The organism is Sodalis sp. RH16 (assembly GCF_047324245.1).
Taxonomy (GTDB): domain Bacteria; phylum Pseudomonadota; class Gammaproteobacteria; order Enterobacterales; family Enterobacteriaceae; genus Acerihabitans; species Acerihabitans ligni.
Genome location: NZ_CP178737.1, coordinates 2,903,866 through 2,915,841 on the forward strand (window position 1 = coordinate 2,903,866; position 11,976 = coordinate 2,915,841).

General features: G+C 54.7%; 11 protein-coding genes. 2 read left to right on the plus strand and 9 right to left on the minus strand.

All coding sequences use genetic code 11. From position 1 onward, the window contains the following. Positions 1–136 precede the first annotated feature (136 nt). The 7 genes from nikR to ACL2XJ_RS13380 form a co-directional block, all read right to left on the minus strand. Positions 137–610, minus strand: a complete 474-nt coding sequence (gene nikR / locus ACL2XJ_RS13350) for a nickel-responsive transcriptional regulator NikR (protein WP_413726732.1) — start codon at positions 608–610, stop codon at positions 137–139. A 70-nt stretch (positions 611–680) separates the two neighbouring features. After that, complete coding sequence (gene urtE / locus ACL2XJ_RS13355) at positions 681–1,379, minus strand: urea ABC transporter ATP-binding subunit UrtE (RefSeq protein ID WP_132923155.1); 699 nt, start codon at positions 1,377–1,379, stop codon at positions 681–683. 57 nt (positions 1,380–1,436) lie between these two features. Further along, the gene (gene urtD / locus ACL2XJ_RS13360) at positions 1,437–2,228 is read right to left on the minus strand and encodes an urea ABC transporter ATP-binding protein UrtD (protein WP_132923154.1); all 792 of its coding nucleotides are present in this window, start codon (positions 2,226–2,228) and stop codon (positions 1,437–1,439) included. Further along, positions 2,225–3,301 carry an urea ABC transporter permease subunit UrtC gene (gene urtC, locus ACL2XJ_RS13365; protein WP_413726733.1) on the minus strand — a complete coding sequence of 359 codons (1,077 nt, stop codon included), beginning with the start codon at positions 3,299–3,301 and terminating at the stop codon, positions 2,225–2,227. The genes urtD and urtC overlap by 4 nt, the downstream gene beginning before the upstream one ends. Beyond that, complete coding sequence (gene urtB / locus ACL2XJ_RS13370; RefSeq protein ID WP_413726734.1) at positions 3,301–4,881, minus strand: urea ABC transporter permease subunit UrtB; 1,581 nt, start codon at positions 4,879–4,881, stop codon at positions 3,301–3,303. The genes urtC and urtB overlap by 1 nt, the downstream gene beginning before the upstream one ends. Positions 4,882–4,968: 87 nt before the next feature. After that, positions 4,969–6,237, minus strand: coding sequence for an urea ABC transporter substrate-binding protein (urtA, locus tag ACL2XJ_RS13375; RefSeq protein WP_132923151.1), 1,269 nt, complete (start codon positions 6,235–6,237; stop codon positions 4,969–4,971). 850 nt (positions 6,238–7,087) lie between these two features. After that, the gene (locus ACL2XJ_RS13380; RefSeq protein WP_132923150.1) at positions 7,088–7,576 is read right to left on the minus strand and encodes a ferritin-like domain-containing protein; all 489 of its coding nucleotides are present in this window, start codon (positions 7,574–7,576) and stop codon (positions 7,088–7,090) included. A 616-nt stretch (positions 7,577–8,192) separates the two neighbouring features. On the opposite strand from ACL2XJ_RS13380, the gene ACL2XJ_RS13385 reads away from it, so the two are divergent. Further along, positions 8,193–8,513: a glucose PTS transporter subunit EIIB gene (locus ACL2XJ_RS13385; RefSeq protein ID WP_132923149.1), complete on the plus strand. Its 321-nt coding sequence runs from the start codon at positions 8,193–8,195 to the stop codon at positions 8,511–8,513. Between the two features lie 510 nt (positions 8,514–9,023). Here ACL2XJ_RS13385 and ACL2XJ_RS13390 read toward each other — a convergent pair. Continuing rightward, entirely contained in the window at positions 9,024–9,500 is a 477-nt protein-coding gene (locus ACL2XJ_RS13390; RefSeq protein ID WP_413726735.1) for a hypothetical protein, read from the minus strand. Between the two features lie 376 nt (positions 9,501–9,876). Then, a complete protein-coding gene (locus tag ACL2XJ_RS13395) occupies positions 9,877–10,944 on the minus strand; it encodes a LacI family DNA-binding transcriptional regulator (protein WP_132923147.1) in 1,068 nt (355 codons plus the stop codon). Positions 10,945–11,316: 372 nt separating this feature from the next. Between ACL2XJ_RS13395 and ACL2XJ_RS13400 the strand changes: the two genes are divergently transcribed. Next, the gene (locus ACL2XJ_RS13400) at positions 11,317–11,502 is read left to right on the plus strand and encodes a hypothetical protein (RefSeq protein ID WP_203522616.1); all 186 of its coding nucleotides are present in this window, start codon (positions 11,317–11,319) and stop codon (positions 11,500–11,502) included. The last annotated feature ends 474 nt before the right edge of the window (positions 11,503–11,976 follow it).

Here is an 11,976-nt window from a genome sequence, read left to right on the forward strand (position 1 = left end):
AACATAACAGCCTAAAATATCGCCGGCAGGGTAGAAAATGAGCATATCCTGCCGGAAAATCCACGCTGACGCTATTGCCGGCTAGGACGAGCCATCTGCCGCCCGGTTCCGCCCGGGGAAGGCGGCGCGGACGCCATCAGTGCTTATGCCCGTGATCGTGGCCGCCGCGGGGCGTTGGGGACGGGTTGGCGTCAACCGCCAGTTCCGCCGCCTCCAGCGGAATCAGGTTGATGCTGCCGTGGCGCACGCCGGTCTGGGCAATCACCGACTGGGCAAACTCAGTCAGTTGCCGCAGCGGTCCGCGCAAAATAGCGGTTTCCACGCATTCGTCATGGCTCAGATGGGCATGCATGGTGGAAATGGTCAGTTCATGATGATCATGCTGCAGTTCGGTAAGACGGGCGGACAGCTGGCGTTCGTGGTGGTCGTAGACATAGCTGAGTATGGCGATAAAGGGCGTATTCACGTCGCTGGCGGCCACCTGGCGTCCCAGCTCGCGCCGCAGCATATCGCGGAAGGCTTCGGAGCGGCTGGCGTAGCCGTTGCGCCGCATTAATTCGTCGAAAGCGAGCGCCAGCTCATCGTCCAGGGAAAGGGTCAAACGTTGCATGTCTTTGTTCCGGGTTAAAGGCTATAAGCCAGTGTGAAACATTTTTATCCCCAATCATAGACGCAGTATGTTAAATGGTGACCAATCCCCGCACTCCTTCCGCTTCCATATCCGCTCCGCGCCCGCGCTGCACGATCTGGCCGCGGGACATGACCAGATAACTGTCCGCCAGGGCGGCGGCAAAATCATAAAACTGTTCCACCAGTAAAATGGCCATATCTCCCCGGGCCGCCAGGGTTTTGATGACGAGGCCGATCTCCTTGATAACCGAAGGCTGTATGCCTTCAGTGGGTTCATCGAGGATCAATAATTGCGGCCGGCAGGCCAGGGCGCGGGCGATGGCCAGTTGCTGCTGCTGGCCGCCGGAGAGATCGCCGCCGCGCCTTTGTTTCATTTCAGCCAGTATGGGAAACAGCGAATAGACTTCCGCCGGCGGCTGTTTGGCCTGGGCGCCCGGAAAGCGCGATAAGCCCAGCAGGATGTTCTCCTCCACCGTCATGCGCGGAAAGATTTCCCGTCCCTGCGGCACATAGGCGATACCCGCCTGGACGCGCTGATGGGTTTTGCGCCCGTTTATCAGCTCGCCCTGCCAGCGGATGCGGCCGGTTTTAACCGGCAGCAGTCCCATAAGGCATTTGAGCAGGGTGGTTTTACCCACGCCATTGCGTCCCAGCAGGCAGGTGACCTGGCCGACGCGCGCCTCAAACGACAGGCCGCGCAGGATATGGCTGCCGCCGTAAAACTGATTCAACTCTTCCACCTGCAGCATCCGGTTTCTCCCCAGGAAAAAATTTGGTTTTCCCGCTATCGCCCCAACGGAATGCGATTATCGCCCCAGATAGACTTCAATCACCTGCTCATTGGCCTGGACTTCCCGGAGCGATCCCTCCGCCAATACCTGGCCCTGGTGCAACACCGTGACATGGTCGGCGATGGTTTCCACAAATCCCATATCGTGCTCCACCACCATAAGCGAGTGCTTACCCGCCAGCGAGCGGAACAGCTCGGCGGTATAGGCGGTTTCGGCATCGGTCATGCCGGCGGCGGGCTCATCCAGCAACAGCAGATGCGGTTCCTGCACCAGCAGCATACCTATTTCAAGGAATTGTTTTTGTCCGTGGGACAGCATGCCGGCCGCGCGATGCCGCTCATGGCTCAGGCGCAGCGTCGATAGCATGGCGTCAATGCGGTCCCGCTGTTCGCTGGTGAGCTTATTGCGCAAACAGGCCCAGACCGATTTATCGGTTTTCAGCGCCAGTTCCAGGTTTTCAAATACCGTTAAGGCTTCAAATACCGTCGGCTTCTGAAATTTACGGCCGATGCCGGCCCGGGCTATTTGGGTCGGGCTGAGCCGGGTCAGATCGGTCTGCTGATCGTAAATGGCCCGGCCGCTCTGGGGACGGGTTTTACCGGTGATGACATCCATCAGCGTGGTCTTGCCGGCGCCGTTGGGGCCGATAACGCAGCGCAGTTCGCCGACGCCTATCTGAAAGGAGAGGGAGGTTAGGGCGCGAAAACCGTCGAAGCTGACGTTGATGTTTTCCAGCGACAGCACCGGGTCGCGCCGATCCCGCCTGGCGTCCGCCGGATAGGTTTGCGTCAGTAGGCCTTCATTCATAAGCCCCTCCTTTTACGCAGCAGGCCGATGACGCCCTGGGGCAACAGCAGGGTGACCACGATAAACATCAGGCCGAGAAACAGCTGCCAATATTCCGGCATCGCCACAGTGAACCAGCTTTTGGCGCCATTGACGATGCCGGCCCCCAGCAAAGGGCCGATCAGGGTGCCCCGCCCGCCCAGCGCCACCCAGATCGCCGCTTCAATGGAGTTGGTGGGAGACATTTCCCCCGGATTGATGATCCCTACCTGCGGCACATACAGCGCGCCCGCCAGACCGCACAGTACCGCCGACAGGGTCCAGATGAACAGCTTGAAGCCCTTGGGATCGTAACCGCAGAACACCAGGCGGTTTTCCGCGTCCCTTATCGCCGTCAGCACCCGGCCGAACTTGCTTTGCGCCAGGGCGAAACCCAGCAATAAACTGGCGGCCAACAGCAGTACCGTTACCATGAACAGTGCGATCCGGGTGGACGTGGCGGTTACCGTATAGCCCAGTAGGGTGGTAAAACCGGTAAAACCGTTATTACCGCCAAAACCGGTTTCATTGCGGAAAAACAGCAGCATGGCGGCATAGGTCAGCGCCTGGGTCATGATGGAAAAATAGACCCCTTTGATTTTCGAACGAAATGAAAAATAACCGAAAACCAGCGCCAGCAGGCCGGGGGCCAGGATAATCAGACAGAGCGCCCAGGCGAAATGCTCGGTGCCGGTCCAGTACCACGGCAGTTGAGTCCAGGATAAAAAGGACATAAACGGCGGCAAACCGTCCCCCGCCGCCTGGCGCATAAGGTACATGCCCATGCCGTAGCCCCCCAGCGCGAAAAACAGCCCGTGTCCCAGGGACAGCAGCCCGGCGTAGCCCCATACCAGATCCAGGGCGATGGCCACCACGGCATAGCAGAGGATTTTACCCACCAGTGTCAGGGTATAAGTGGAGATAGCCAGCGGATGCCCCTCGGGCAGCAGGGCCAGCAGCGGGAAAATCACCAGCGCGATAAAGCCCAGTCCGGTGAGCGTGATGGCGATGCGCGGCGCTTTTTGCACCGCGGTTATGGTTAAGGGCTGGCTCATCAGTCAATCACCCGGCCTTTCACGGCGAACAGACCCTGCGGCCGCTTTTGGATAAACAGCACAATCAATGCCAGGATAAGGATTTTACCCAGCACGGCGCCGATCTCCGGCTCGAGGATTTTGTTGACGATACCCAGCCCGAACGCGGCCGCCACGGTACCCGCCAACTGGCCCACGCCCCCCAGCACCACCACCAGGAACGAATCGATAATATAACCCTGGCCCAGTTCGGGTCCGACATTGCCCAATTGGGACAACGCGACGCCCCCCAGGCCGGCGATGCCGGAACCCAGGCCGAAGGCCAGCATATCCACCCGGCCGGTGGGAACGCCGCAGCAGGCGGCCATGGCCCGGTTTTGAGTTACCGCACGGATATTCATGCCCAGCCGGGTTTTATTCAGCAGCAGCCAGCACAGCGCCAGTACGGCGAGCACAAACAAAATTACCGCTATGCGGTTCCAGGGCAAGACCAGATTCGGCAGCAGTTGAATACCGCCGGACAGCCAGTCAGGATTGGCCACCTCCACGTTTTGGGCGCCGAACAGCATGCGGACTCCCTGGATAAGCACCAGGCTGATACCCCAGGTAGCCAGCAGGGTTTCCAGCGGGCGGCCGTAAAGGTGGCGTATCACCGTGCGCTCCAGCAGCATGCCGATGCCGCCGGTGACGGCAAAGGCCACCGGCAGGGCCACCAGCGGATAAAAAGCCAGTAATTGCGGGGTAAACTGCTGCATCAGCATCTGTACCAGATAGGTAGAATAGGCGCCGAGCATCAGCATTTCGCCATGGGCCATATTGATTACCCCCAGCAGGCCGTAGGTAATGGCCAGTCCCAGCGCCGCCAGCAATAATATCGAACCCAGCGAGAGTCCGGTAAAGGCCTGGCCCAGCAGGTCTCCCAGCAGCAGCCGATGCCTTACCTGTTTTAAACTGTTGATAGCGGCGGCACGGACCTGGGCATCGGGTTCGGTGTTAACGTTGGTGAGGGATGCCAGACGCGCCTGGGTATCCGGATCGCCGGATTGGCCCAATAGCGTCACCGCCTGGAGCCGCACCTGGGGATTGGCATCGTTTAATTGCAGATTGGCCAGGGCGGCCAGCAACGCACCGTGCACCGACGGATCCTGCTCCGCTTTTAAACGGGCGGTCAGCAACGGCAACTGGTCCGCCTGGGCTTCCCGTTGCAATACCTTGGCGGCCTGTAACCGCACGCGGCGATCGTTGCTCACCAGCTGATGAGCGGACAGCGCATTGGCGATAAGATTGCGCAGCCGGTTATTCAGCCAGACTTTTTTAACCGCGCCCTGCGGTTTGCCATCGCCTTCCATGGGCAACAGCTGCGTATCCCTTTGGATAAAAGGCCGGCCCGCCTCGTCGATAACCACCTCTTCCCGCCGCAATGACTCCAGCAACGGTAAACGCGAGGCATCCGGCGCCACGGACCAGTTTTCCAGCATCTTGGCCTGCATGCTGCGGTTTGCAGCGACAAAATCGGCGGCGGGACCGGCTAAGGCCCCCAGCGGCTGGCATAAGCACAATGCCAGGGCTACCCACCGTAATAAACGAATTAAACCGCTCATGATATTCACCCGTTCTGGCGCCGGAATAATCAGGCGCCGGCCACGCTCCGGCACCCATACCATACCCTCTCGCTGGCCTTACTCAGATCACATGGCGCTTTTCACCGGATGATCCGGTTTTTTCTCATCGCCGGGAATATAAGGGCTCCAAGGCTGGGCGCGAATGGGTTTATCCGTCTGCCAGACCACGTTGAACTGACCGTTATCCTCGATCTCGCCAATCATGACCGGCTTATGGAGGTGGTGATTGGTCTTATCCATGGTCAGCGTGAAGCCTGACGGCGCCGCGTAGGTCTGTCCCGCCATGGCCGCCCGGACTTTATCCACGTCCGTTGACTTGGCTTTTTCCACCGCCTGGGCCCACATATGAATGCCCACGTAGGTGGCTTCCATGGGGTCGTTGGTCACCACCGTAGCGGCATTGGGCAGATTATGGGCTTTGGCATAGGCCCGGTAATCGGCGACAAATTTCTTGTTGGTGGGATTATCCACCGACTCGAAATAGTTCCAGGCCGCCAGATTGCCCACCAGGGGTTTGGTATCGATACCCCGCAGTTCTTCCTCGCCTACCGAGAAGGCGATAACCGGAACGTCGGTGGCCTTGATGCCCTGGTTGGCCAGCTCTTTATAGAACGGCACGTTGGAATCGCCGTTAATAGTGGAAATGACCGCGGTTTTACCGCCGGCGGAGAATTTCTTGATATTGGCGACGATGGTCTGATAATCGCTGTAGCCGAAGGGGGTATAGACTTCTTCGATATCTTTATCCGCCACGCCTTTGGAATGCAGGAACGAGCGCAGGATCTTGTTGGTGGTGCGGGGATAGACATAATCGGTACCGAGCAGGAAGAAGCGTTTGGCGCCGCCGCCGTCTTCGCTCATGAGATATTCCACCGCCGGGATAGCCTGCTGGTTAGGGGCCGCGCCGGTATAAAATACGTTCGGCGACATCTCTTCCCCTTCATATTGCACCGGATAGAACAACAGGCCGTTCAGCTCTTCAAACACCGGCAGCACTGATTTTCGCGATACCGAGGTCCAGCAGCCGAACACCACCGCCACTTTGTCCTGGGTTAACAGCTGACGGGCTTTCTCGGCAAACAGAGGCCAGTTCGACGCGGGATCCACCACCACCGGCTCCAGCTGTTTACCTAAAACCCCGCCGTGGGCATTGATATCATCAATGGTCATCAGGGCCACATCTTTCAGCGGCGTTTCAGAAATCGCCATGGTGCCGGACAGTGAATGCATTATGCCGACTTTGATGGTATCCGCGGCCAGGGCGCCCCAACTGATGCCCATGCCGATAACGGTAGCGGAGAGGGCAAAGGCTTTAAGCAAACTACGTCGTTGCATACAATTCACTCCAAAATGAGTTGTGGATAAACATAAACGGCCCGTTGTAAAGGGTGACAATGTCTTTTGATGCCGCGATAGTGATTGCCGGTTCGGCCTGCCTGGCGTCCGGCGGTTACGCTTTGCCCCTGCGGTGGCCGGGGATGCTTTGAGCAAAGCAAACGCCGTGCCAGATACCTCTGGTCTAGCCCACCGGCTTTTCTCCTCTTTACCATGGGCATAAAAAACCAGGCGTGCACCAGCGGCGGGCATCGATGCGGCATGGCGGGGCGGAAAGGCTATTTATCATCCAATCCGGGGGGAAAGAAGGGCTAACGGAGTGCAGAGGACCGATAAGATGTTATATAAACCGTGCAGAGCGGATAGGGCCTCGCGGTGTCGATCCCCCTTATCTTAAGAGGTGCCGCTGGGGAAATTAGTAAGAGAAGCTAAACTTTCAATTGTCCCAAAAGGCACTTTTGTTCAGTGCTGATTTCTTCTTTGAAGGGTGCATGATGGCCGATTGACATGCTAATGGCCTGGGCTGGTGACGCGACGCCCCCGCCATGGAACAGCGGGCGCAGGCGATTGGCGATTTGGCAGGGCAGTGAATTTTGAACAGATAATAATGCTATCAAAAACGCCACATAGCGGCGAGAGAGAGTTATTGCCGAGTTCAGGATTTAGACCATTGTGGTTTGCGCCAAATATTGAGGGGTTTTTATGGTGGCCTAAGCCATATATAAAAAATTAAATAATCATATCAACCCTATAAAAAACATGAATAAATAAATCACAGCTCAGGCAATTTTTCATATTGTCCGAGCCGTGGCTTTAAGCAAAATAAATAAGGCATAACCTGGGGAATATATTAGCCAGCTATATTGACTTTCATCGTCGCCAATTTAGACAGTTTAATATCGGTGTCTTTTTCTTCCTTTAAGGTTTCAGCCAGCAGCGCCTTCCCTTCGCTATATTTCAACAGTTCAGCCAAAGCGCAAAGAGTGCCGTAGGTGGCAATTTCGTAGTGCTCCACCTTTTGGGCCGCGGCAATAAGTCCCGCATCGCGCACCGGGCCTTTTTCCACTTCGTCGATAATTTCTTGTCCCTCTTCAACCAATCCTTCCATTGCCAAGCACTTCATCCGCTTGATCTTCACATTAGGGGTCGCTTCCACCAATTTATCAATACGTTCTATCTGACCGTGCGTTTGCTCAAGATGCGCTTGGAATGCCGTGACCAACTCGGGATCTGTTGCGGCGCGGGCCATTTTCGGTAATGCGCGGGTAATTTGCTTTTCAGCACTGTACACATCCGATAGGGCATGGATAAAAAGGTCTTCCAGAGTTTTGATATTCATTTATGTCTCCGCGGCAGGTTTTAAAACATTAATAAGAAAGGCCCTTTTTCAATGAAAATCCCTTTATGATATAAGTTTAGTCAGAGAGTGGTAATAAAACAAACAGTGGCGTTAATATAAGAGAGTGAAATGATAATTGCTATCATGAATAATAATAAATTCATGGGGTTGGCGCTGCGTTTTTTTATCATATTTTCCCATTGCTAGAATAATAAATCGAGAGGTAGAAGGTATTTAGAATAATGCAACCTAAAATATAAGCCGATAACGGCCTATTTGTCGTTTGGACCATAGCCTCATGAGATACGAAAAAAACTTTTGTGGCCTTTAGTTTTATCACCCTGGCGGGGCTTTTGGCTATGCCGGCTTTCGTAGCGCATATGCAGCAGCGACGCTGTCGGCTGGATCACATTTTTTACTCGAGAATGCACGTCACAACCTTCAAGACGTTTAATCCTCCTTTCAGGTCTGCCGCCATCGCGGTAGGATAATTGAAGTAAGGCATAACATAAGCAGTGGCACTTTCAGTAACGTGCCGGGGAGAAGGGCGCGGATCGCGCTTTTATAGCCGCCGGCGAGCCTAACAGGCCCCGATAATTCAAATAAGGATGCAAGAATGGTTAATTTCAAAGAATTTATGCGTTTTTTCCGCGAGAAGATAAAGCACCCGCATAACGCCACGGTGCCGCACGATCCGGATATCACTTCATTGATTTCCGCGCTGGGCGAGCAGGAAAATATCGTTGATGTGGATGCCTGTATCACGCGTTTGCGGGTGAAGGTCAAGGATTTGAGCAAGGTGGATACGGGGGAAATCCAGCATTTGGGCGCCGTGGGGGTGGTTGTGATAGGCCAGGAAATCCAGGCCATTTTCGGACGGCAATCGGATAATCTACGCCGCGAGCTGGCGGAACGTTTCGGTCTGGAGGACAAGTAGGGGCGAATCGCCTTCGATCCTGTTTACGCTCCCCCTTTAATCGGCCCGGTCCTTCGCCATCGCCGGCAGGTCAAATCGACCCATGGCCTCTTTCCGGCAAAAGGACATAATCGATAACGTCATTGGCCTGTTCGGGCGGTTTGGTGCATTTCAACATCGGCAGTGGCGCGATAACCGTACCGCCGGCGGGAAAGATGGCCTTTCGTGGGTAACTCGCCCCGGACGGACGAGGCGGAACGGGGACAAAAAAATAAGGCGCAGAGCACGGCATCCGGTGATGGCTTAATACCGGAGCCTGGCCGCTGCGCCAAGGACAGGCGGGCGTACATATTGTTATTCTTTTTTGGACTTAATTGAAGCTGAAGTATAAAGAATCAATATGACGTTTTTATTGCCATGCCGCGTTGACGCTGTCCGATGACGGAATCATGAATCAAATTTGATAATTTTAAAAAGTGATCATTTCAATGCACGATCCGCGATGGCGCAGGCGTCACCGCTTTAGCCGCATTATATCGGCTCAATCTCCGCCGGCGATCCCGGCAGCGGCACATAGCGCTGCCATTGCCTGTCGATGAATCTAAAAATGAGCTGTTCAATGAAACGATCCTGTCCCGACTCGGAAAGTAAATGGACATGCAGTTCCCTTTCGCTTTCTTCCAGCAATAAGCCGACATAGATCGTTCTTAATGCAATATCGGCCCCTCGGGGCAAGGGGTGGCAACTTTGTTCCCACTGACTGACGATCGTCGCGCCCACGCCCATTTTCTCTCCCAGTTCCCTTGTTAATAGATTCATTTCGCTGCGTATAAAATACATCTCCCGTCCGGTCAGAGATCCCCGGCGATTAATTAATGCCTTGGCGATTAATCGATGTAAACCGGATTTATCTTCAATGCGGTAGGCGAAGCCCTTATTCATTTTCTCTTGCACATAACCGTTGATGAGCCAAACAATTGATAATCCGCAATCTTTATAATGAAACATAATTTTCCTTATTAATAATACATCCTAGTTAATTTGATATGTAATCAATACTGGCGTGCCGGATAATGATCGCTAAAATAGCATGATTGAGCTCATTTAATAGCACGTGGATCATATAAGAAAAATTTTATAATTACAGTGAGCTGCCAGGAGGTAATAACACTCTTTCCCCTCTTCTTGAAGAATTGGCTCAACAGGGAAGGGTATTTATTACAAAAAGAGTAATATTGGAACTATACTTTTTATAATTATATATTTTCTATGAATGGGTATTGTTTGCTTTCTGTCCAGGGTACGCTCGGCGCGGGCGTTGAATTCGTCGCCGATGCCAATGATACCGCGCCCTAGAGGCTTTGCCGCCGGCCGGCGTCCGCTGTTACTCTGTGGACGTCCATGGGTTGGCTAATAATGCGGTACTGTCGCGATCCACCAGAGTGAAACCCACATCCATCATTACCGGCGGGGACGTTGTGTTACCCTTCAGCCGCTCCAGCAAAGCCGCGGCCGCCCGGCGGCCGATACCGGCACCGTCGATTCTTACCGTAGACAGCGACGGGAAGGTAAACGCGGCGAAATTCATATCGCCAAAACCCATGACGGCAAATTCACCGGGAACGTTTATTCCCTGGCAAGCGGCCTCAGTCAGCACGCCATGGGCCAGCGTATCCGATGAACAGACGATCATCAGCGGCCGCTGCCGCAATGGCAGCAGCGTCAGTAGGGCTGCCCGTCCCTGGGACAGCGCCGGCAATCCATGAAAGGTTTGGCGATGGCGGGGAGCTATACCGTGCAGCGCGAGCTCCCTTATGAAGCTTTCGCTGCGCCGATGGCCGCGCGGATCGTCCACTTCCACAATAGCAAAATCCCGATAGCCTTTCGCCAGCAGATGCTGCGCTTCCCTCCGTCCTATCTCCTCATGGGAAAAACCGATGAGCATATCAATGGGTTCTTCGGTCATATCCCAGGTTTCAACCACCGGGATGCCGGTGGATTGCAGTCGCCTACGGCTCAGTTCGGTGTGAATGGTACCGGTCAGGATAATGCCGTCGGGGCGGCGGCTGAGGACAACGTCAATCAATTCCTCTTCCTGCTCGGCATGGTAGCCGGAAATGCCTAGCAAGACCTGGTAGTCGGCTTTGGCCAGCCAGGTCGCTATGGCCTGGTAGGTATCGGAAAAAATCGGATTGGTGAGTACCGGCACGATGACCGCCACCAGCCGGGTGCGGTTGGATGCCAGCGAACCGGCGATTTGATTGCGCACGTAGCCGGTTTCTTCAATCACCTGCCGTACCCTCAACAGCGTGGCTTCTTTAACCTTGCCGGGCTCGTTCAGTACGCGTGAAACGGTAATGGGCGCCACGCCCGCCAGACGGGCCACTTCAAATACGGTAACGCCCTGGGTTGACCGGGCACTGACATTGCGGGGTTTTTGCGGCTTGGGCATGGGGTTGCTCGGAAAGAAGACCGGTGCCAATGCTACAACGCCGGGGATATCCGGGCAACCCAAACCGCCTGGGGCCGGCCGCCTTCCGGGCGTCCATTATTGACAACCTTTTTAACCATATGAATATTCTATGTTCAGATTTACATTTTATCGGTCGTCGCCGCAGGGTATTTAATATCTTTCATTTCAGGGCATTGAAACCGCACGGCGGTGAAAGGCCGGTTCTAAGGCGCGTTGAGGCGCCAGAGATACAAAAAAAAGCTTTCCCGCGGGAACGGTTTGCGTTTATAACGGTATTACCGTCATCTTCGGGCGGTACGCTGCCAATTCACCCGACCAACAGGCCTTGCTCTTCAGGCCAGGAGCATCGAGATGATTATTGAACATTTAAAGCGTCTGTTTCTTGTCTTACCTGAAGAACCCAGCGCCGACAGGGCTTCCTGTTCCGAAACCGATGCATTGTTCAGCGCCATGGGCTGCGATCATATGCCGGTTTACATGCCCGCCGAAGTCTGGCAACGGGTCAGCGATATGGAGTACGACCAGCACCGGGTATGAATATGAACCGCCGGGCGCGGTTTCAAGCGATGCGCAGCCGCGCCGGGCCGATATCTGATTACACTCATTGATTGAATGCACGTTAGCGCGCTAACGTCTAAAACCTCCAATCCGCTAGGCAATAGCCCGCTCTTTTCCCCCGAGTCGCGCCCAGATAATTCTATTTTCCCCTATGGCGTTTCCTTAATAATAATTAACCCTCTATAACCACTGCGAATTTATAAATTTCATTTAAAGATGTTTTCGTTTTGTTATTGTTGTTTAATAATAGTATCTAATAACGTTCATGTGTTGAACTCAATAAAGATCAGGCGGTCAGTAAAGCGTTCGGCAAGGGCCGCAACGGGCAATCCGGCCTTTACGATAAATCCGAATCTCTTCGTTTGGGCGAGGCCGGCCGGCATGTTTAACGCGGGTTTTGCCTGGACATATCCATCGGCCCGGTGGGGCAGTTTAACGGCTAACCGCCGGCGC

Excerpts from the sequence above, each read along its gene's own strand:
- nikR (WP_413726732.1), bottom strand. The coding sequence starts at position 610 with ATGCAACGTTTGACCCTTTCCCTGGACGATGAGCTGGCGCTCGCTTTC.
- urtE (WP_132923155.1), bottom strand. The coding sequence starts at position 1,379 with ATGCTGCAGGTGGAAGAGTTGAATCAGTTTTACGGCGGCAGCCATATC.
- urtD (WP_132923154.1), bottom strand. The coding sequence starts at position 2,228 with ATGAATGAAGGCCTACTGACGCAAACCTATCCGGCGGACGCCAGGCGG.
- urtC (WP_413726733.1), bottom strand. The coding sequence starts at position 3,301 with ATGAGCCAGCCCTTAACCATAACCGCGGTGCAAAAAGCGCCGCGCATC.
- urtB (WP_413726734.1), bottom strand. The coding sequence starts at position 4,881 with ATGAGCGGTTTAATTCGTTTATTACGGTGGGTAGCCCTGGCATTGTGC.
- urtA (WP_132923151.1), bottom strand. The coding sequence starts at position 6,237 with ATGCAACGACGTAGTTTGCTTAAAGCCTTTGCCCTCTCCGCTACCGTT.
- ACL2XJ_RS13380 (WP_132923150.1), bottom strand. The coding sequence starts at position 7,576 with ATGAATATCAAAACTCTGGAAGACCTTTTTATCCATGCCCTATCGGAT.
- ACL2XJ_RS13385 (WP_132923149.1), top strand. The coding sequence starts at position 8,193 with ATGGTTAATTTCAAAGAATTTATGCGTTTTTTCCGCGAGAAGATAAAG.
- ACL2XJ_RS13390 (WP_413726735.1), bottom strand. The coding sequence starts at position 9,500 with ATGTTTCATTATAAAGATTGCGGATTATCAATTGTTTGGCTCATCAAC.
- ACL2XJ_RS13395 (WP_132923147.1), bottom strand. The coding sequence starts at position 10,944 with ATGCCCAAGCCGCAAAAACCCCGCAATGTCAGTGCCCGGTCAACCCAG.
- ACL2XJ_RS13400 (WP_203522616.1), top strand. The coding sequence starts at position 11,317 with ATGATTATTGAACATTTAAAGCGTCTGTTTCTTGTCTTACCTGAAGAA.